Here is a 19321-nt window from a genome sequence, read left to right on the forward strand (position 1 = left end):
AAGCTGGAAGATACCATAGAGGAGATTGAGGAGGACGAGGAATGAGCGCACCGCTTGCCTCACTTTCCGGCTATCGTCGCATTGTGATTAAAATCGGCTCCGCCCTGTTGGTTGACCACGGGGCAGGGCTGAAACATCAATGGCTGGATGCGGTCTGTGATGACATTGCCGCCCTTCGCGCAAGCGGCGTTGAGGTGTTGGTGGTGTCGTCGGGGGCGATTGCGCTGGGGCGCACCGTGTTGTCGCTGGCACCGGGTGCTTTGAAGCTGGAAGAAAGTCAGGCGGCCGCTGCCGTTGGCCAGATTGCGTTGGCGCGGCATTGGTCCGAGAGCCTGTCGCGCTCATCCATCGTTGCGGGTCAGATTTTGCTGACGCTGGGCGATACAGAAGAGCGCCGCCGTTATCTCAATGCGCGAGCCACCATCAACCAACTGTTGAAGCTGGGTGCGGTGCCGATCATCAATGAGAATGACACCGTGGCCACCACCGAAATCCGCTATGGTGATAATGATCGGCTGGCGGCGCGGGTGGCGACCATGACGGGCGCGGATCTGCTGATCCTGCTCTCCGATATTGATGGGCTGTATACGGCTCCGCCGCATCTGGACCCCGAGGCCAAGCTGCTTCCGGTGATTGCCGAGATTACGCCAGAGATTGAAGCGATGGCGGGTGGTGCGGCGTCGATTTTTTCGCGCGGCGGCATGCGCACCAAGATTGATGCGGGCAAGATTGCCACCAGCGCAGGCTGCGCCATGATTATCACATCTGGCAAGCCTTTTAACCCCTTGAAGGGCATTGACCAAGGTGCTGCCCATTCGTGGTTTGCGCCATCGGCAACGCCAGTGACAGCGCGCAAGACGTGGATTGCCGGGCAATTGCAGCCAGCCGGAACGCTGACAGTCGATGCCGGTGCCGAGCGGGCTTTGCACGCTGGCAAAAGCCTGCTACCTGCGGGTGTGTGCGACGTGATCGGTCAGTTTCATCGCGGCGATACGATTTCCGTGGTGGGGCTGGAAGGGCGCGAAATTGCCCGTGGTTTGGCGGGCTATGACGCCGATGAGGCGCGGCGCATTGCCGGGCATAAATCGGCGGATATTGAAGACTTGCTGGGCTATGCCGGACGCGCTGCGATGATTCACCGGGATGATCTGGTGATGACGGAAGCGACGGGCAAGAAGACAGAGAAGAAGGACGAGATCCATGCTTGATAAGGTCGCTGAGGCGAATGGGATTGACGCTTTGATGCAAGAGATTGGCAAATCTGCCAAAGCAGCAGCGCGACCATTGGCCATGGCACCGCCGGAGCAGAAAAATAAAGCGCTTCTGGCCATGGCCGATGCGCTGGAAGCCTCCAAAGACGCCATTCTCGCGGCCAATGCCGTGGACATGGCGGCGGCTAAGGAAGCAGGCCTCGCAGCATCCTTTATGGATCGATTGTTGTTGAATGATGAGCGCATTGCGGCCATGGCGCATGGCTTGCGCGAAGTGGCAGCGCAGAAAGATCCGATTGGCGAGGTGATCACCGAGTGGGATCGTCCCAACGGCCTGCATATTGAGCGCGTGCGCACCCCCTTGGGCGTGATTGGCGTGATTTATGAAAGCCGCCCGAATGTGACGGCAGATGCGGGAGCACTTTGCCTCAAAGCGGGCAATGCGGTGATTTTGCGCGGCGGTTCAGACTCGGCCCACTCATCCCGCGCCATTCATGCCTGCATGGTGGAGGGTTTGAAGGCAGCGGGCTTGCCTGAGACAGCCATTCAGTTGGTGCCGGTGACCGATCGCGCAGCCGTGGGCGCTTTGCTCTCCGGCCTTGGCGGCACGGTGGATGTGATTGTGCCACGCGGCGGCAAAAGCCTTGTGGCACGAGTGCAGGCAGAAGCGCGGGTGCCGGTTTTCTCGCATCTTGAAGGCATTTGCCACGTCTATGTCGATGCTTCCGCCGATCTGGAGATGGCTAAGAAAATTGTCGTCAATGCCAAGATGCGCCGCACCGGAATTTGCGGCTCGGCTGAAACCCTGCTGGTCGACAGTGCGGCTTTGGGCACGCATTTGCAGCCCATTCTGGAGGCGCTGACCGAGGCTGGCTGCGAAGTGCGTGCTTCTGCCACCGTGCTGAAAGTGCTGCCGTTTTTCAAACCCGCCGACGAAGAGGATTGGCGCACGGAATATCTCGATGCCATCATTTCGGTGGCGATTGTCGACGGCGTTGGCGGGGCAATCAATCATATCGCTCACTATTCATCCAACCATACCGAGGCGGTGATTGCCGAAGACCCAGACGTTGTGGAGCGCTTCTTCAATGAGGTGGATTCGGCCATTGTGCTGCACAATGCATCAACCCAATTTGCTGATGGCGGCGAATTTGGCATGGGCGGCGAAATCGGCATTGCTACGGGCAAGATGCATGCGCGCGGGCCAGTGGGTGTTGAGCAATTGACCTCGTTTAAATACCGGGTGCGTGGCACCGGGCAAATACGGCCCTAACGTGCCAGAACAGAGAATAGACGCTCACTATTTGCGGATGCCGCATACCGAGCGCGGCATGGCCATTGGCCTGTTCGGCGGATCGTTCAATCCGCCGCATCAGGGCCATGTGCTGGTGGCCGAAATTGCTTTGCGCAGGCTGGGGCTGGATCAACTCTGGTGGATGGTCACGCCGGGAAATCCGCTGAAAAACCACAATGGTTTGGCTCCATTGTCACAGCGTTTGGCCCTGTGCGAGCAGATTGCCGAAGACCCGCGCATTAAAATCACAGCCTTTGAGCGCGAGCTGGGCAGCAGCTATACGGCCAACACGTTGGCCCATGTGAAGCGTTTGAACCCGCATGTGCATTTTGTCTGGGTGATGGGGGCGGATAATCTGAAATCCTTCCACCATTGGCAGAATTGGGAAAAGATCGCCACGACCTTTCCCATTGCGGTGATTGACCGGCCGGGGGCGACACTCTCCTATCTTTCTTCCAAAATGGCCCATAGTTTTGGCTATGCCCGCGTGGATGAATCGGACGCGGGCGTGCTTTGGAAAAAGAAGGCACCGGCCTGGACCTTTATTCATGGTCCCCGCTCAACGCTCAGTTCTACCGCACTTCGTGAGAAGCCTGTCTTGAAAGATTAACCATTCAATGCCACCTTATAAGTATGGCTCAGGGCAATGGGTGCCGTGAGTCGTTTTCGTGCTGTTACTTTCGGAAAGGTCGAACACTGACAACAGTACACTTCAAGGGACGCGACGCGATCGCGACACCCCGCAGCCCGGAACGTGGCGAAACTGCCGCTGCCCGCGCGCTTGAGCTGGTCCTTGCTAGTCTTGAGGACTCAAAAGCAGAAGATATCGTTTCCATCGACATTGCTGGAAAATCCGCGATTGGCGACTACATGGTGGTCGTATCCGGTCGCTCATCCCGCCATGTCATGGCGATCTGCGAACATCTCGTCACCGATCTGAAGCAGGAAGGCCTTGGCGCACCGCGCGTTGAAGGCGCTGAAGCCGGTGATTGGGTGCTGATCGACGGTGGAGATGTTATCGTCCACGTCTTCCGTCCTGAAATCCGCGAATTCTACAACATCGAAAAGATGTGGTCGGCCCCGGATATCGACGAAGGTCGTTTGCACTAAATAGAAGCTTTGGTGACTGCGACCACCGCTGAGGGTCGACAGGGGGTGGGCTGATCTCTATGGATGGCGTAAATATCACTGTCGCCTGAAGAGAGTTTCTATGCGCGTAGGCATTGTTGCCGTTGGCCGGTTGAAAGCCGGGCCTGAGAAAGATCTTGTGTCTCGCTATCTGGACCGCTTTGCCAAGGCAGGCCCAGCCAGCGGTCTTGATTTCTCACGGGTCACCGAACTGGTGGAAAGCCGCGCCTCGAATGCGGCTACCCGTAAGCGTGAAGAAGCGGTGCAGATCGAAAAAGCGCTACCAGACAATGCGCTGGTGGTGGCACTGGATGAACGCGGCAAAAGCTGGGACAGCGAAGAATTTGCAGCCTATGTTGGTGATCATAAAGACCGTGGCCGCCGCGATATGGTGCTGATCATTGGCGGTGCCGATGGGCTGGACCCGGCCTTGCGTGATCGCGCCGATCTCACCCTTAACCTTGGGAAAATGACCTGGCCGCATCAGGTGGTGCGTATCCTGTTGGCCGAGCAGCTTTATCGGGCTGTGACGATTCTATCCGGCCACCCCTATCATCGCTCATAAAGCTCAGATTTCTTTCTTGACAAAAGGGGTCTTGTTTCGGCATAAATCACGATAGTAAATGTCATGTTTGATAGGCATGCCGAAATGTTGGTCTGTAGCTGCAATTACATCACTGAAAAAGAGATCCGCGACACCATCACGGAATTTCTCGATGAAGACTGTTGGCAATTGATTGTGCCGGTCAAGGTCTATCATGCGATGGAAAAGCGCGGCCGTTGCTGCGGTTGTTTCCCCAATGTTGTCGATATTATTGTCTCCACCACACAGGCCTATCATGCGGCGCGCCAAACGGACGGCGATAAGGTTGTGGACTTCATGGAGCGTTTGAAGCGCTTTCAGGAAGAGCAGAAATCCGAAATTATCGAGCGTCGCAATCGGGTTAACCGATCTGCTTGAGGCTGGTTTTGGATCATGAACAAGCCCCGGTTCCAGCCGGGGCTTTCTTTTTATCCGTTTTCCCCTTTTGTTTGGAATGATTCTAAATATGACACTCGACTTTTCCGGGCAATCCTGCTTTTATAGCTGAGGGCAATGGGATGCGCCGGTTCGGCTGCAGCTGTTGTAGCGATTTGAAATATAACTGTTTTCCTCTATGCCATGGTGGTTCGAGGAAGAGATGAGATTAAAACACGTATAAGGGAGTCCTCCGATGAAGGGCGATGCAAAAGTTATTGAACGTTTGAACCAGGCACTGTTTCTGGAGCTTGGTGCCGTCAACCAGTATTGGCTGCATTTCCGCCTGTTGGAAGACTGGGGCTTTACCAAGCTGGCCAAGAAGGAACGGGCTGAATCGATCGAAGAAATGCAGCACGCTGACAAGATCATTGAGCGCATCATCTTCCTCGAAGGTCATCCAAACCTTCAGACCCTTGCTCCGCTGCGAATTGGCCAGACCGTGAAGGAAGTGCTGGAAGCTGATCTTGCTGGCGAATACGAAGCTCGTACCGCTTACAAGGAATCCCGCGATATCTGTCATCAGGCTGGCGACTATGTCTCCATGAAGCTGTTCGAACAGCTGATGATCGACGAAGAAGGCCATATCGATTTCCTCGAAACTCAGCTGGAACTGTTCTCCAAGCTTGGCGAAGAAAAATACGGTCAGCTCAATGCTGACTCGGCTGACGCCAGCGAATAACCTATTTGGATTGAGAAAAGGCCCGGTCTGTGCAAGCAAACCGGGCCTTTTTTTGTCCGCTGGAAAGGTTTTATGCCTTCAACGCCTTTTCAAACAGCCGCCCCATGCGCTCGGCAAAAGCGCGTGGATCGGCAGGCTTATCGCCGTCCAGAATGCGAGCCTGATCGTAGAGCAGGTGAACGGCATCCTGTTGCAGGGCAGGACTGCTTCCAGCCGAGGCAATGGCCTTGATGAGGATGTGGTCTGGGTTGATTTCCAATACCGGCTTGCTTGCTGCCTGCAATTGGCCAGCACCGGCGAGGATTTTTTCCAGCTGGCGATCATAACCGCTCTCAGAAGCCACAAGGCAGACAGCGCTTTCGGTGAGGCGATCAGAGGCGACAACGTCAGACACGTCATCGCGCAATTGCTCCTTGGCCAGAGCGACGAACCCTGAAATCTCGGCCTTTGCTTCTGGCGTTTTTTCTTCCTCAGCGCTTTCCGGCTTGGCAAATTGCGCCAGATCAGCAGCCCCCTGGCTCACAGATTTAAAGCTCTTGCCTTCAAATTCCGGCGCATTCATCACCCAGAAGCTGTCAACCGGATCGGCGAGCAGCAACACTTCAATGCCGCGAGCCTTAAAACCTTCGAGCTGCGGAGAGACGCGCAATTGCTCAACACTGCTGCCGGTCAGGTAATAGATGGCGTTTTGCTCGGGCTTGGCATCCTTGACATAATCGGCCAGGGAGCGCTGATTTTCGCCGGACGTGGTGGTGCGGAAGCGGGCGAGGCCCAGCAACTGGCTTTTGCGCTCGTAATCGTCGTAGAGGCCTTCTTTCAGCACAATGCCAAAATTGTTCCAAAACGTCTGGTAGGCATCCGCATCATCCTTGGCCTGTTTTTCAATGGCGCTGAGCACGCGGTTGGTGACGCCTTTGCGGATGGCGGCCAGAATCGGGCTCTCCTGAATCATCTCGCGCGAAACGTTCAGCGGCAGGTCGGAGGTATCCACCAGACCCCGCACAAAGCGCAGGTAACGCGGCAAAAGCTCGGCATCATCGGTGATGAAAATGCGCTTGACGTAAAGCTTCATCCGGCCTTTGCGGTCGGGATCAAACAGATCAAACGGTGGCGTGGTCGGCACGAAAGCCAGCGTGGTGTATTCGTGGCGGCCTTCGGCGCGGAAATGCACGGTCAGGGACGGGTCGTCATATTGGCCTGATACGCCATGGTAGAAATCCGCGTATTCCTCCTTGGTGATGTCGTTCTTGGATTTGGTCCAAAGTGCTGTGCCGTCGGTGATTTGCGCTGGCTTTTCATCGGGCTTGTCATACAGCATGATTGGCACTGGCACGTGGCCGGACTGTTGCTTGACAATGGCTTCCACCTTGCCGCGACGGGTATAATCCTTGGCATCTTCCATCAGGTGCAGGGTGATGCGGGTACCGCGCGTTGGCGCATCCGCCAGATCCAGCGGGCGAACTTCATAACTGCCCTTGCCGTCGGATGACCACAGCCATGCCTCATCCTCGCCGCCCTTGCGCGAGGCAACATCAACGCGCTCAGCCACCATGAAAGACGAGTAGAAGCCAACGCCAAACTGACCAATCAGCTGTGCGCCCTCGGCGGCCTTGCTGGCCTCAATGCGCTCCATAAAGGCGCGGGTGCCTGAACGGGCAATGGTGCCCAGCGCTTCAATCAATTCAGCGCGGCTCATGCCAATGCCGTTGTCTTCAATAACCAGACGATTGTTGTCTGCATCCAGCACCAGCATGATGCGAGCATCAGGGTCGCCAGCTAAAAGCGACGGAGTGGAAATGGCCTCATAGCGCAGCTTTTCGCAAGCATCGGCGGCATTGGAGACCAATTCGCGCAGGAACACATCCTTGTCGGAATAAACCGAATGGACCATCATATGCAGCAGGCGGGCGACATCGGCCTCGAAGACATGGGCTTCTGCTGGTTTCTCAGCGGTAGCAGTCGACATTTCTCTCTATCTCCCCAATCAGTTAGAAGGTGAAGCGGACAGGTGTTTTTGCACCAATCACGAGTTTCCTCTATCCGGCGATCATTTCTGCTCACAGGATAGTTTGGATGCCGTATAAGCACAATGAACACCGCCGACACAAGATACTATGGCAGAAATTCAAGATCACGATCTATGCCGTATAGAATGAAAGCCTTCGGAGACGCAGTGATTTGACTGTCTGGATCAATGCTGATGTGGACAATCATACGGGCGGATAGACGAAGGTTATCGGGACTTGAAATTAACACTTTCAATACAGTCTGGCACAGATGCGCCCAAGCCAAAGCTGGTGCCGGGAACTTTGGATCTTCTACATTGCTTCGACAGGTTGCCAATGGCGGATTTTGTGAAAGGACGTCCTGCCTTATTCGACGGTGCAGGGTTATTTATATGAATGACGGGCCATGGGTTTTTATGGACTTGTATCAATCATTCTCTGGTCAAGGATACCGATGAACTTGAGGGGCGTGAAGCTTCACCATCGGTGAGTGATGGACAGTAAAGCGTTAAAACCATTGAAAGTGGAGAGAGTAGCGGCTATGTCGTGGGTAAGAAGATCAAGGACCGCAACATCGTTGTCGACACGCTCGGTCTTGTGGTTCACAGTGCGGACATCCAAGACCGTGATGGCGTGCCGGATCTTCTCGAGACAATCAAACGTCGCTGGCCGTTGTTTCTCCATGTTTTTGCCGTATGGCTTCTCTGCAGGCGGCATGCTGTGAGGCTGGTTAAAGAAGGTTGGCGAGTGGGCGCTGGAAATCATTACGCGAAAAGATAAGGTCAACGGATTTGAACTTCTTCCCGAAGTTGGCTCGTCGAGCGCATTTTTGTATTGCTTGGCAGAAAACGTGGGCTGGCAAAGGAGTAAGAAAAATCCATTGCATCCGTCAAAGAATGCATCATCATCGTCTACATCCGTATCATGACAAAGCGACTGGCAAGATATTGCTGTCGATGAATTCTTTCTGAGTCAGGCTTTTAGCGCACGGCTCATAGTCTCAATCTTGCAAGGTGGAAAAATTACAGATAAACCCTCCAAGATATCGAAGCTTACGCAACCAAAATCTCTATGGCTGCAGCAAATATTGTTACAAGGCGTCTGAATATGAAGCTCATTAGTGATAAGATTAGGTATATTTCCTCTCGCATTAAACGAGAAAACGTATTTGAAAAACGCTATACATCATTATTTGATAGTAAATATTATTACTCTGCTTATCCAGATGTGAGAAGGTCTGGTGTTGACGCTTGGAACCATTATAGTTCTGTGGGCTGGAAAGAAGGGAGAAATCCTTCTAGCAAGATCAATACGGTCGCTTACATTGTTGAATATCCATCCATAATCGATCTTGATATAAATCCTGTTATGCATAGCGTCGACGTAGGTAATAAACATGTCGAGGCAGTTCATTCAAATTACCCATCGACAGAGAAAATAAAGAACATACTGGAAAAGGAAAACCTTCCTGAAAGCCTGCGTGTTTTTATTTCGAGCTATTACTTAATAAAAAATTCCGAAAATTTTGATAAAAATTATTATGCGGGGAAAATGGGGGCGTCTATACTCGACCCTGTCGAGCATTACATCCGGTACGGTGGATTGGGGATGATATCGCCTCACGCCGACTTCGATCCTGTATTCTATTATGAGGCTTATCCTGACGTAAGACGGGCAGCTATCGATCCGTTGTTGCATTATTTGCGGCATGGCCAACATGAAGGGCGTCAGCGAAATTCGGCAGAATTTGCAAATGAAAATGGACGCACCGGAAACGGAAGTAGATTTCGGGCGGCCCAAATCGAGCAAAAAATCCATAATACTTGTGCGGATATAAGAGAGAGATTGGAGCGTGCGCCGAGGTCTGCTCCGAATGTTTCGGGTCCACTTATATCGATTCTAACGCCGGTTTATAATGTCGATGCTCACCTTCTCAGAGAGATGGTGCAGTCAGTTTTGAGGCAAAATTACACGAATTGGCAGCTTTGTTTGGTGGATGATGCATCGACCAATACCGAACTAAGAGACGTACTTGGTGAAATTGCAAGTCTCGATTCGCGTATCGATGTCGCTTTTCGTCCTGCAAATGGAGGCATATCCGCTGCCACGAATGACTGCCTAACAATGGCACGGGGGGAATATGTTGCTTTGGTTGACAATGACGACTTAATCACCTCCGACGCTCTCGCCGAAATGGTTAAGGCTATCAATGAAAATAATTTTCCTGATTGGCTTTATAGTGATGAATGTAAAATTGACGTTGACAACAACGTGTCAGACCTTTTCGCGAAGCCTGACTGGTCGCCTTTGCTTCTAGTAAATTACATGTACACTGGCCATCTCACACTCTATCGGAGATCGTTGGTAAACAAGCTTGGTGGCTTCCGCTCAGAGTATGACTTTTCCCAAGACTATGACCTTGCGCTTCGAATGTCTGAATGCGCGAAAAATATAGTACATGTTGAAAAATATTTGTACTGCTGGCGGATGATTCCAACCTCCGGCTCAATGGGGGGTAAGCCAACTGCTAGAATATCTAACATCGCTGCACTCAAAGATGCGGCTGATCGGCAGTCGCTGAATGGCGAAGTATCGGCACTTCCGACGGCTAACAGACTAAAAATAACGGTGTCGAATGATAAGGTATCGATAATTATACCTTCGGACAATAAAGAAAACATTCGCCAATCGATTGACTCTATAATATCGCTTTCCACATATAAAAATTATGAAATAGTAGTTGTCACAAATAGCGTTATTGTTGACGATTTAAATGTATTTTATTCAAATGAAAATCTAATTTGGAAAAGATATGACAAGCCCTTTAATTTTTCGGATAAGTGCAATGCGGGCACACAAGCGTCATCAGGCAAATATGTTATATTCTTCAATGACGATGTTCGAGTCATCACGCCGGATTGGATAGAAGCCATACTAGAATGTTTTTCTTTCCCAAACGTGGGCGCGGTTGGGCCGAAATTGCTATACGAAGATGGCTCGATTCAACATGCAGGCATGGTCACAGGCGTAAGACGATTTGTGGGGACTGCATTTCATACCTATCCGAGTGATACTGGTGCTCACTTTAATTTTGCACAGTGCTTGCGCGAGGTTTCGCTTATCTGCGGAGCTTTACTTGCCATACCCCGGGAAATTTTTGATAACGTGGGTGGCTATGACGCGATTAACACTCCGATAAATCATTCTGATGTGGATCTCTGCTTTAAGATTCGTGAGGCCGGCTTTACCTGCGTTTACACGCCATACGCCAGCCTTTTTCATATCGGGCATGTTTCGATTGGAGCTGAGGAACAGTTATCTTCGCAAAAAAAGATCGAAAAAAAGAAAGAAAAAATTGACACCTATCTCATTCATAGGTGGGGAAATTATATAGCTCGTGATCCTTATTTTCCGCAATCAATCCGTGACCTTACATTCATCGATTCCCAAGAGCCATTTGATTTTTACCCCCCACAACCCCAAGCCTCTGGTGACCGCGACGTCTTGATCATTTCACATGATCTGAGCGGGAGTGGCGCACCCAAGCTAGTCTATGATTTGGCCATTATGTTACGCCGCTCTGGCTGCAGAGTGGTCGTTGCATCCCCTGCGGACGGCCATTATCGCCATCATTTGAGTAACGAAGGTTTTGCGGTTATAGTCGACCCATTGATAGCAATCGCGCACGAAGCATCGATGGTTGTTTTGGGAGGGTTTGATGTCGTTATTGCGAATACTATCGTTTGCTGGAAAGCGGCTTCCGAGTTAAGTAAAAGCGCTGACGTCTATTTATATGCTCATGAGACCGAGCTGGTGAGGCACTTTGTGTCTCACAACGAAGAATTCGTTAAAGCTCTTTCTGGAATTAAAGGTGTTTGGTGCGGCAGTGAGCAATCGGCCAGGTATTTGCGCGAAGCCGGAATTGTGCCCGAGATTATAGAATACGGCGTGGATGATTTGGCTATAATGCCTAGATCGCCAAGGATATCTATATGTTTGTTTGGATCAATTGAGCCCCGTAAAGCGCAAGATCTGGCAGTACTAGGATTTGCAGAAATTGCAGACGATATTAGAGATAAAGCTAAACTTGATATTTATGGAAGAACGCTTGATAAAAATTACAAGTCGGAAATAGATCGAATCGTAACATCATTCGATAATGTTCGCTTACATGGAGAACTCGACTATAAAGGCTATCTCGAAGAGCTTGAGCGATGCGATATCGTCTTAGTTTGCTCCAGAGATGATACGCTTCCTTTGGTTTCCCTTGACGCACTTGCGTTGGGCAAGCCGTTGGTCTGCAGCCGCACGACTGGAACGTCTACCTACTTGGTGCATAAGGAGTCTGGGATTGTTCTTGAAGAAAACAGCCCACATGAAATCGGACAGGCCCTCCAGTCACTGATTGATAGTAGCGACCTTCGTGAGGAGATCGGCCGTGGCGGTAGATTGGTGTTTGAAAAACATTTTACTCGGTCTGCCTTCTCGCGAAGATTGTCAGAGCAATTGCAATTCTCGGTCAATTAAGTAGGTCTGTGATTGCGCTCGAGTTCACCGTACATATGTGGACGGCCCACTCTTGCCATTGTGAAATTTTGTTGTGATCAGAATGCCTACGCGCATCAGATGAGAAATCGTCGGTAGAGAGGCATAAAGAGAATCATCAAGAGCGCGGAGCGTGTGGCGCGGCAAAACGCAACGATCACCGCTTCGGCCTCCGGTGACAGCACTGTCGAGTGTGCTGCTTTTGGGGCGGTGGGCAGATCAGCCACAGACGTTCTTCTCCCAGTTGGCAACAGTCCTCTGATCAATCCCTTAGCGCATTGAGAGCATTCGCAGACTCGTTTGACTGTTTTACATTGCTTGGCCGATTGACCTTGCCTTCAAAGGAAAAATAATGCGCCATTAAAGTGTATATTCAGACAGATAGACGATGCGTGATTGCTTTTGTTTCTATCTTGCCGCGTGCAAATCTGGCGCTAAACGGTGAGTCATGTGTCGACCGTAGCCTGCCCCTCGGCAAACAGTTTGAGACACATGCCAATTGAGACACATGCCAAGTCCTGCCTTCAATATGAGGCTTGGGTTCAATCCAGAATTTTCCGGGCTTCCGAATCCAGCATGATCGGAATGCCGTCGCGAATCGGATAGGCGAGTTTAGCCCTCTCTGACACCAGTTCGTTGCGCTCGCGGTCGAGTGTCAGCCGTCCGTTTGTCAGCGGGCACACCAGCAATTCCAGCATTTTCGGATCAACGCCATTGACGCGACGCTCCATAGGGGCACCTCTTGTTTATTGCAGGATCGTATCCGCATCACCGTAATCGCGGGCCAAATAAATCTCGGTGATCGCGATCAAGGTTTCGGCGCGAGTTTTCAAATCGGGTGCCTCCAGCAAGGCTTGTTTTTCTGCCGGTCCAAAAGGAGACATCATCGAGAGAGAATTGACCAGCGTGAGATTGCTTGCCCGCTGCACGCTTTCCCAATCGGCCTCGAGCCTGTTGGCTTCCAGATAGGCTCGAAACACGGCCAGAAGACGCTGACGATCAACCGTGCTTTCCTCGTCTTTTGCGGTCAGATCGCTCATAAAGGGCGAGATATGGGCGCAGCGGAACGGATGGGAGGATTTGATCTCCTCCATGACCCGAAAGCGGCATACGCCGCTGAGCGAGACGATATAGCGCCCGTCGCCGGTCTCGGAAAACGAGGTGATGCGGCCAATGCAGCCAACGCGCGCCAAGGCCGGCATACCCGGCGAGATCTCAAAGGGTTCGTTCAAGGACACTTGCACCATGCCGATCAATCGATTGGTGCGCAGCGCGTGATCAAACATTTCCAGATAGCGTGGCTCAAAAATATTCAAGGGAAGCTGACCGCCGGGCAGAAGCAAGCCGCCCGTCAGAGGAAAGACCGGCAGGGTTTCCGGCAGATCTTCCGCTGTCAGATATCGTGCGTTGCCAACGTGCATTCTTGACCTCCTCTAAGGGTGATTGAGGACATCTTCACCCTCATGACTGCCAGCATCTTTCAGGTTCAATTTGACCCTCAAAGACCTTGGCTTGTTTTGTCGTCGTTTGTCGTTCGAGAAAACCGTATTCCGCTTTTCTCCGACACACTCTAATGTGGCGCTAGTCTTTCAAATCTCAAGAGCGTGAAAGTTCATTGACACGCCCTGTAGGAGAGTGACCTCTGAAGCACGCCACCCTTTCGTTGAAAGGATGGCTTTATCGCCATTTCTATCTTTGCGTGTTTCTTGATGCAAACCCGCAATCAAGAAAACAGAACAGCAGACAGCTTGCGCCGCGCCTGAATTGTGGCGGGATCTTTCGGTCCCCACACATCAAACAATTCCACCAACTGGCGGCGCGCACCATCGTCATCAAAGGTGCGATCTTTCTTCATGATCAGCAGAAGATGATCGGCAGCCTCATCGCGCTTGCCTTCAACATTGCGAATCTTGGCCAGCTTCAAGCGGGCTTCATGGTCATCCGGGTTCAGCGACAACACATGTTCCAGTGCAACCGGATCACCCAGCTTGCGCGCCTCTTCAATCTGCTCAAGCTTTTTGACAACCGTTTGGATTTCAGGTGCGGCACTCATCGCTTCCGGCAGGCCATCGACAATCTGGCGTACGCGCTCGTGCTGATTAAGCGCGAGCATGCAATCGGCAATGCCGGCCACAGCCTTTGGATTTTCAGCATCTGCCTGCATGACGGCGGCATAGAGTTGGGCTGCGCCATCAAAGTCACCTTGCTCGAACAGCCCTTTGGCCTCTTCCAGCACAGCTTCAATTTCGGCGGCCTGGTCGCCACCTGCATCGGGTCCTGCCAGCTTGTCGACAAAGGCTCGCACCTGACTTTCTGGCAAGGCCCCCATGAAGCCATCGGCTGGGCGGCCATCAATGAAGGCAACAACGGCGGGAATGGACTGGATACCAAGCTGACCTGCAACGGCCGGGTGATCATCAATGTTCATCTTGACCAGCTTGACCTTGCCGCCAGCTTCATTGATCACTTTTTCAATCACGGGCGTGAGTTGGCGGCAGGGACCGCACCAGGGTGCCCAGAAATCCACCAGAACCGGCTGGTTGCGCGATTCTTCCAACACATCCTTGGCAAAGCCCTGGGTGGTGGTGTCCTTGATCAGGCTGCCGGACGCGGCTGTTGGTGCAGGCGTGCTGCCACCAAACTGCGCCTGTGCCGTCATCTGGCTGCCATAAGAGCTGCCGTAAGGATTTCCTGTCTTGCTCATCGCCGTCTCCCGCCATTCCTGCGTCGGCCCCAACGGGCCATGTGGTGTATAAATCGTATGTCAGGCCGTGACTTTCAAGGCAACTGGCAAGATAAGCGGCTTATGTCCTGTGGCTTCAAGGAAGCGAACAAGCTCATCGCGGCCAATGGATGTGGTGGCATCATTGGAAAGGGGGTGACAATTGATAATGTCTTCCTCCATCAAGGTTTCGTCCAGCACAAAGGTCACGTTGTGGCCGACATCATTGATGGCCCCAAAGGCTGTGACGGAGCCCGGTATCACGCCAAGATATTCCATCAGTTTTTCCGGCTTGCCAAACGAGACCTTGCTGGCGGCTCCAATGATGGTGTGCACGGTTTTGAGATCCACCGAGGCATGTTCCTCCACCGTCAGCAAAAAGAACTGGTCTTTTCTATCCTTCACAAACAGGTTCTTGGTGTGCCCACCGGGAATTTCATCGCGCAGCGAACTCGATTCTGCCACGGTGAAAACCGGCGGATGGCTCTTGGTGCTGTGCGCAATCCCAAGGCTGTCGAGATATTGGTAAAGATCCTCAGGGGTTTTGGGTGTGATGTCGGTCATGGGAATCCTGCGTGAAGAAGAGCGTGTGCCGCTTTTAGAGCATCGGCTGAAAAGTGGGAACCGGTTTTCAGAGAAACCCGATGCGGAAACAAAAACTTAGAGCATCGCGCCGATTCTGATTTTCGGCACGATGCTCTAAGCAACTATGGGGCAGGGTTCTACGCCTGATCAAAGCCTGTCGCAATTCAAAATAATCTTAAATTTCGTTTTAAAGACAATGGCTTCTATGAATGTCGGTGAAATTCGCGCCAATTGCTTCATTTCCCTGTTGCATTCCAAAAAACTTTGGGCGATATAGCACCCGTCGCCGCACAACAGCGACCCACGGTTCAGCGAACTACCCCGGACCGGTGGATATATGAGCGGGTGTAGCTCAGGGGTAGAGCACAACCTTGCCAAGGTTGGGGTCGAGCGTTCGAATCGCTTCACCCGCTCCATTTCTCTCCGATATTGAAAATAGTCGCCCTTCGGGCAAGAGAATTTGCGCTGATCTGCGTCGATTTCCGCGCTGTATTTCACGCTCAAAAAATCAAAACCAAATGCAGATTGTTGTCATTTTTCTATTGCATTTCAAAAAACTTTGCGCCATATAGCACCCGTCGCCGCAAGTCAGCGACCCACGGTTCAGCGAACTACCCCGGACCGGTGGATATATGAGCGGGTGTAGCTCAGGGGTAGAGCACAACCTTGCCAAGGTTGGGGTCGAGCGTTCGAATCGCTTCACCCGCTCCATTTCTCTCCGATATTGAAAATAGTCGCCCTTCGGGCAAGAGAATTTGCGCTGATCTGCGTCGATTTCCGCGCTGTATTTCACGCTCAAAAAATCAAAACCAAATGCAGATTGTTGTCATTTTTCTATTGCATTTCAAAAAACTTTGCGCCATATAGCACCCGTCGCCGCAAGTCAGCGACCCACGGTTCAGCGAACTACCCCGGACCGGTGGATATATGAGCGGGTGTAGCTCAGGGGTAGAGCACAACCTTGCCAAGGTTGGGGTCGAGCGTTCGAATCGCTTCACCCGCTCCATTTCTCTCCGATATTGAAAATAGTCGCCCTTCGGGCAAGAGAATTTGCGCTGATCTGCGTCGATTTCCGCGCTGTATTTCACGCTCAAAAAATCAAAACCAAATGCAGATTGTTGTCATTTTTCTATTGCATTTCAAAAAACTTTGCGCCATATAGCACCCGTCGCCGCAAGTCAGCGACCCACGGTTCAGCGAACTACCCCGGACCGGTGGATATATGAGCGGGTGTAGCTCAGGGGTAGAGCACAACCTTGCCAAGGTTGGGGTCGAGCGTTCGAATCGCTTCACCCGCTCCATTTTTCCAACTCATAATTGAGTGCATATGAAAGCCGACACGGCTTTCCTGATCCGTAGCGCACAGCGTTGCTGTGGGTCTGGCGTTGCCGCAAGTTGGCCTCTGCCTCCAGCGTCATTCTTTGCATTGAACGCTCTTTGCGGGGTGGACATGATTTTTGACTTTCGGACCGAAAGCGGGTCTCACTGTTCAAGGCGCAATGAAAAACCCCATCCCGGCAAGGGGAAGGGTCTTTCTTTTTGCGTCGTGTGCTATGCCCGCTTTTCGGACCAAAGCTGTCGATTTTACTCTTTTGAAAACACGTAGTCTGTTTCCTGTCGCAGCACTTCGCCGGGGCGCAGCACGGCGCTTGGAAAGCCGGATTGGTTGATAGCGTCTGGCCACACTTGCGTTTCCAAGCAAAGGCCCGCGAATGGGCCGTAGCGACGGCCCTCAAGCCCGGCGACAGGTATGTTGAGATACACACCTGCATAAAACTGCACACCGGGTTCCGTGGTGCGAACTTCCATGGTCACGCCAGAGGTAATGCTGCGCACCAGCGCGACGCTGCGCTTGGCACCGCGGTCGTTTGAGAGGCAGAAATTATGATCGAAGGGCACCTGTGCGCCATCGTCCTGACGGCGAATGCTGTGCATTTGCCGGAAATCAAAGGGCGTATCAGTCACGGATCTTTGCTCGCCCAAGGGGATCAGCTTGTCGTCGACAGGAAGATAGTGATCGGCGGCAATCATCAATTCGTGGTCCAGAATATCGGGCGAATCATCGAGATTGAAATAGGAATGCTGGCAGACATTGACCAGCGTTGGTGCATCCGTCGTGCTTTCATACACAACCGATAACACGCCATTGTCTTGCAAATGATAGGTGGCGCGGGTGGTGACATTGCCGGGGTAGCCAGCACGGCCATCTGGGTCACAAATTTCGAGCACAACGCGATCGCTTTCAAGCTCGACGATCGACCAATTGCTCTTGCCCATGCCATCGCTGCCGCCATGAATATGGGTCAAGCCGCGCTCGTTGCATTCCAGCTGATAGGCATTGCCATCCAGTTCAAACCGGCCATTGGCGATGCGGTTGGCGCAGCGGCCCGGCGTTGCACCAAAATAGGGGGAGCGGATGGCGTAGTCTTCAAAAGTCTCAAAGCCCAGCACCAGAGGTGCCACATGCCCCTCAAGCCGCAGATCCTGGATAACGGCACCCCATGTCAATATTCTGGCGGTCAAACCGCCGCCGTGCAGCAGCACCAGTTCCACGGTTTCGCCCTTGGCTGTGGTGCCGAAATTAAAACGTTGCATGCAATTCCCCTCTGTCGGGCGTGTGGTGCCCGGAGAATTCTCCAGATCCTCCACCCCAGTCTGTATTCAAGTCTGTCAAATGCCTGTTGTGCAGAAATATGGCTGGCTTTGGCAAAAGTCCAATGTTTGCGCAAAAGCACCCGTCAAATTGGCTTTTGATAGATGATAAATGGCGTTTTTGTCGCCAGCCGGTCATAGAGCTGGCGGGCTGTGGCGTTAAACTCCTGTGTCATCCAATAGAGCTTGCGAGCACCAGCAGCCGTTGCGGCGTGATGGACCGCTTCTATCAGCGCCCGGCCCACGCCTTTGCCGCGTATCTCGGGATCAGCGTAAAGATCCTGAAGATAGCAAACATCATTGATATACCAGCAGGAGCGATGGAAAACGTAATGGGTCAGGCCCACGGGCTTGCCATCGACAATGGCCAGAAAGCCACGAAATTCGCCTGCCGCATCGCCGGTCAGGCGGGCGAATGTGGTGGCGTAGATTTCTTCCGGCAATTCGGTTTCGTAAAAGGTGAGATAGGCCTTCCACAGCCGTCGCCATTCTGCCTCATCGCTGCTGTGCAGCGGCCTGATCTCAACGGATGTCATTGTCTCACCCCTTTTTGCCGATCTCGTTCAAGTCATAGGTTGTTGTCTGGTAAATCTCGTTGATCCAATTGCCAAACAGCAGATGGGCATGGCTGCGCCAGCGGTTTTGTGGCGGCAGCGTATCATCATTGTGCGGGAAGTAGTCATGCGGAATCTTGATGGGGATGCCGGCGTTGACATCGCGGAAATACTCATCGGCCAGCGAGGTTGAATCATATTCAACGTGGTTGAACATGTAGAGGCGCTTTCCGTCCTCTTCCTGCACAAGGCACACGCCCATTTCATCGGATTCCATCAGGATATTCAATTCAGGCACGGCCTCAATGTCCTTGCGGCGCACTTCGGTCCAGCGCGACACCGGTACCTGAAAATCGTCTGAAAACCCGTTGAGATAGATGGATGACGGGGCCAGATTGCGATGGCGGAAAACGCCAAAGGCTTTTTCCTTCAACGGATGCTTTGGCACCTTATGGAAGTGATAGATGGCAGCCATCGCCCCCCAGCAGACATTCATGCTGGAGTGGACATTGGTTTTTGTCCATTCGAAAATCTCGCACAATTCATCCCAATAGGTGACCTCTTCGAAGGGCAGCATTTCCACCGGCGCACCGGTGATAATGAAGCCATCGAATTTGCGCTCCTTCACCTCTTCCCAGGTGTTGTAGAAGGACAGAAGATGCTCTTGCGAGGTGTTTTTGGCCGTATGACCACCAACCCGAACCAGCGTCAACTCGACTTGCAAGGGGGATGCCCCGATCAGCCGCGCAAATTGCACTTCGGTCTTGATCTTGTTGGGCATGAGGTTGAGCAGCCCAATCTGCAACGGGCGAATATCCTGACGGATCGCCGCAGTTTCAGCCATAACCCGCACACCCTCGTTCACGAGGGTTTCAAAGGCGGGCAACGTATCGGGTATCTTGATCGGCATGGGTTCCAACTTTC

The 19321-nt window shown here is 52.4% G+C and carries 16 protein-coding genes, 4 tRNA genes and 2 pseudogenes; 13 read left to right on the top strand and 9 right to left on the bottom strand.

Annotation, left to right across the window (positions count from 1 at the left end):
* Nucleotides 1-41 precede the first annotated feature (41 nt).
* From proB to bfr, 7 genes are all read left to right on the top strand, one after another.
* The gene (gene proB, locus BJF95_RS20720; protein ID WP_075641387.1) at nucleotides 42-1208 is read left to right on the top strand and encodes a glutamate 5-kinase; all 1167 of its coding nucleotides are present in this window, start codon (nucleotides 42-44) and stop codon (nucleotides 1206-1208) included.
* Complete coding sequence (locus BJF95_RS20725; protein WP_075641388.1) at nucleotides 1201-2484, top strand: glutamate-5-semialdehyde dehydrogenase; 1284 nt, start codon at nucleotides 1201-1203, stop codon at nucleotides 2482-2484. The genes proB and BJF95_RS20725 overlap by 8 nt, the downstream gene beginning before the upstream one ends.
* 37 nt (nucleotides 2485-2521) lie before the next feature.
* The gene (locus tag BJF95_RS20730; protein ID WP_425348720.1) at nucleotides 2522-3115 is read left to right on the top strand and encodes a nicotinate-nucleotide adenylyltransferase; all 594 of its coding nucleotides are present in this window, start codon (nucleotides 2522-2524) and stop codon (nucleotides 3113-3115) included.
* Between the two features lie 23 nt (nucleotides 3116-3138).
* On the top strand, nucleotides 3139-3615 hold the full coding sequence (rsfS, locus tag BJF95_RS20735; protein WP_075641390.1) for a ribosome silencing factor: 477 nt from the start codon (nucleotides 3139-3141) through the stop codon (nucleotides 3613-3615).
* A gap of 100 nt (nucleotides 3616-3715) precedes the next feature.
* Nucleotides 3716-4198 (top strand): 23S rRNA (pseudouridine(1915)-N(3))-methyltransferase RlmH, encoded by a 483-nt coding sequence (gene rlmH / locus BJF95_RS20740; protein ID WP_075641391.1) that lies wholly within the window; start codon nucleotides 3716-3718, stop codon nucleotides 4196-4198.
* Nucleotides 4199-4261: 63 nt separating this feature from the next.
* A complete protein-coding gene (locus tag BJF95_RS20745; RefSeq protein WP_245297392.1) occupies nucleotides 4262-4594 on the top strand; it encodes a (2Fe-2S)-binding protein in 333 nt (110 codons plus the stop codon).
* A 253-nt stretch (nucleotides 4595-4847) separates the two neighbouring features.
* The gene (gene bfr / locus BJF95_RS20750; protein WP_075641392.1) at nucleotides 4848-5333 is read left to right on the top strand and encodes a bacterioferritin; all 486 of its coding nucleotides are present in this window, start codon (nucleotides 4848-4850) and stop codon (nucleotides 5331-5333) included.
* A 70-nt stretch (nucleotides 5334-5403) separates the two neighbouring features.
* Here the strand turns inward: bfr and htpG are convergent, their stop codons facing one another.
* Nucleotides 5404-7299 carry a molecular chaperone HtpG gene (gene htpG / locus BJF95_RS20755; RefSeq protein WP_075641393.1) on the bottom strand — a complete coding sequence of 632 codons (1896 nt, stop codon included), beginning with the start codon at nucleotides 7297-7299 and terminating at the stop codon, nucleotides 5404-5406.
* A 350-nt stretch (nucleotides 7300-7649) separates the two neighbouring features.
* On the opposite strand from htpG, the pseudogene BJF95_RS24510 reads away from it, so the two are divergent.
* Together BJF95_RS24510 and BJF95_RS20765 are read left to right on the top strand one after the other, a co-directional pair.
* Nucleotides 7650-8299 (top strand): annotated as a pseudogene (locus BJF95_RS24510) (transposase); the annotation flags it as partial.
* Nucleotides 8300-8446: 147 nt separating this feature from the next.
* Nucleotides 8447-11866, top strand: a complete 3420-nt coding sequence (locus tag BJF95_RS20765) for a glycosyltransferase (protein ID WP_175577303.1) — start codon at nucleotides 8447-8449, stop codon at nucleotides 11864-11866.
* Between the two features lie 90 nt (nucleotides 11867-11956).
* On the opposite strand, the pseudogene BJF95_RS24515 reads toward BJF95_RS20765, so the two are convergent.
* The 5 genes and pseudogenes from BJF95_RS24515 to BJF95_RS20785 all read right to left on the bottom strand — a co-directional run.
* Nucleotides 11957-12193: pseudogene (locus BJF95_RS24515) on the bottom strand (IS481 family transposase); the annotation flags it as partial.
* 233 nt (nucleotides 12194-12426) lie between these two features.
* A complete protein-coding gene (locus BJF95_RS20770) occupies nucleotides 12427-12615 on the bottom strand; it encodes a Trm112 family protein (RefSeq protein WP_075641395.1) in 189 nt (62 codons plus the stop codon).
* Between the two features lie 15 nt (nucleotides 12616-12630).
* Nucleotides 12631-13305, bottom strand: a complete 675-nt coding sequence (locus tag BJF95_RS20775; protein WP_075641396.1) for an LON peptidase substrate-binding domain-containing protein — start codon at nucleotides 13303-13305, stop codon at nucleotides 12631-12633.
* Between the two features lie 302 nt (nucleotides 13306-13607).
* Nucleotides 13608-14588 (bottom strand): thioredoxin, encoded by a 981-nt coding sequence (gene trxA / locus BJF95_RS20780; protein WP_075641397.1) that lies wholly within the window; start codon nucleotides 14586-14588, stop codon nucleotides 13608-13610.
* A 60-nt stretch (nucleotides 14589-14648) separates the two neighbouring features.
* Nucleotides 14649-15170: a prolyl-tRNA synthetase associated domain-containing protein gene (locus BJF95_RS20785; RefSeq protein WP_075641398.1), complete on the bottom strand. Its 522-nt coding sequence runs from the start codon at nucleotides 15168-15170 to the stop codon at nucleotides 14649-14651.
* A 362-nt stretch (nucleotides 15171-15532) separates the two neighbouring features.
* On the opposite strand from BJF95_RS20785, the gene BJF95_RS20790 reads away from it, so the two are divergent.
* From BJF95_RS20790 to BJF95_RS20805, 4 genes are all read left to right on the top strand, one after another.
* A tRNA-Gly gene (locus tag BJF95_RS20790) sits at nucleotides 15533-15607 on the top strand.
* A gap of 220 nt (nucleotides 15608-15827) precedes the next feature.
* Nucleotides 15828-15902, top strand: a tRNA-Gly gene (locus BJF95_RS20795).
* A 220-nt stretch (nucleotides 15903-16122) separates the two neighbouring features.
* A tRNA-Gly gene (locus tag BJF95_RS20800) sits at nucleotides 16123-16197 on the top strand.
* Nucleotides 16198-16417: 220 nt separating this feature from the next.
* Nucleotides 16418-16492, top strand: a tRNA-Gly gene (locus tag BJF95_RS20805).
* A 283-nt stretch (nucleotides 16493-16775) separates the two neighbouring features.
* Here BJF95_RS20805 and BJF95_RS20810 read toward each other — a convergent pair.
* The 3 genes from BJF95_RS20810 to metA all read right to left on the bottom strand — a co-directional run bounded on the left by BJF95_RS20810 (nucleotide 16776) and on the right by metA (nucleotide 19307).
* Nucleotides 16776-17786 carry an aldose epimerase family protein gene (locus BJF95_RS20810; protein ID WP_075641399.1) on the bottom strand — a complete coding sequence of 337 codons (1011 nt, stop codon included), beginning with the start codon at nucleotides 17784-17786 and terminating at the stop codon, nucleotides 16776-16778.
* Nucleotides 17787-17929: 143 nt separating this feature from the next.
* Nucleotides 17930-18379: a GNAT family N-acetyltransferase gene (locus tag BJF95_RS20815; protein WP_075641400.1), complete on the bottom strand. Its 450-nt coding sequence runs from the start codon at nucleotides 18377-18379 to the stop codon at nucleotides 17930-17932.
* Between the two features lie 4 nt (nucleotides 18380-18383).
* Nucleotides 18384-19307, bottom strand: a complete 924-nt coding sequence (gene metA / locus BJF95_RS20820; protein WP_075641401.1) for a homoserine O-acetyltransferase MetA — start codon at nucleotides 19305-19307, stop codon at nucleotides 18384-18386.
* Between the last annotated feature and the right edge of the window lie 14 nt (nucleotides 19308-19321).

Source organism: Rhizobium oryziradicis, from assembly GCF_001939045.1.
GTDB classification, from domain to species: Bacteria; Pseudomonadota; Alphaproteobacteria; order Rhizobiales; family Rhizobiaceae; genus Allorhizobium; species Allorhizobium oryziradicis.

Coding starts and splice junctions, on each gene's coding strand:
- BJF95_RS20745 (WP_245297392.1), top strand. CDS start 4,262: ATGTTTGATAGGCATGCCGAAATGTTGGTCTGTAGCTGCAATTACATC.
- BJF95_RS20775 (WP_075641396.1), bottom strand. CDS start 13,305: ATGCACGTTGGCAACGCACGATATCTGACAGCGGAAGATCTGCCGGAA.
- trxA (WP_075641397.1), bottom strand. CDS start 14,588: ATGAGCAAGACAGGAAATCCTTACGGCAGCTCTTATGGCAGCCAGATG.
- BJF95_RS20730 (WP_425348720.1), top strand. CDS start 2,522: ATGCCGCATACCGAGCGCGGCATGGCCATTGGCCTGTTCGGCGGATCG.
- BJF95_RS20785 (WP_075641398.1), bottom strand. CDS start 15,170: ATGACCGACATCACACCCAAAACCCCTGAGGATCTTTACCAATATCTC.
- metA (WP_075641401.1), bottom strand. CDS start 19,307: ATGCCGATCAAGATACCCGATACGTTGCCCGCCTTTGAAACCCTCGTG.
- BJF95_RS20770 (WP_075641395.1), bottom strand. CDS start 12,615: ATGGAGCGTCGCGTCAATGGCGTTGATCCGAAAATGCTGGAATTGCTG.
- BJF95_RS20765 (WP_175577303.1), top strand. CDS start 8,447: ATGAAGCTCATTAGTGATAAGATTAGGTATATTTCCTCTCGCATTAAA.
- proB (WP_075641387.1), top strand. CDS start 42: ATGAGCGCACCGCTTGCCTCACTTTCCGGCTATCGTCGCATTGTGATT.
- BJF95_RS20810 (WP_075641399.1), bottom strand. CDS start 17,786: ATGCAACGTTTTAATTTCGGCACCACAGCCAAGGGCGAAACCGTGGAA.
- BJF95_RS20815 (WP_075641400.1), bottom strand. CDS start 18,379: ATGACATCCGTTGAGATCAGGCCGCTGCACAGCAGCGATGAGGCAGAA.
- bfr (WP_075641392.1), top strand. CDS start 4,848: ATGAAGGGCGATGCAAAAGTTATTGAACGTTTGAACCAGGCACTGTTT.
- rlmH (WP_075641391.1), top strand. CDS start 3,716: ATGCGCGTAGGCATTGTTGCCGTTGGCCGGTTGAAAGCCGGGCCTGAG.
- BJF95_RS20725 (WP_075641388.1), top strand. CDS start 1,201: ATGCTTGATAAGGTCGCTGAGGCGAATGGGATTGACGCTTTGATGCAA.
- htpG (WP_075641393.1), bottom strand. CDS start 7,299: ATGTCGACTGCTACCGCTGAGAAACCAGCAGAAGCCCATGTCTTCGAG.
- rsfS (WP_075641390.1), top strand. CDS start 3,139: ATGGCTCAGGGCAATGGGTGCCGTGAGTCGTTTTCGTGCTGTTACTTT.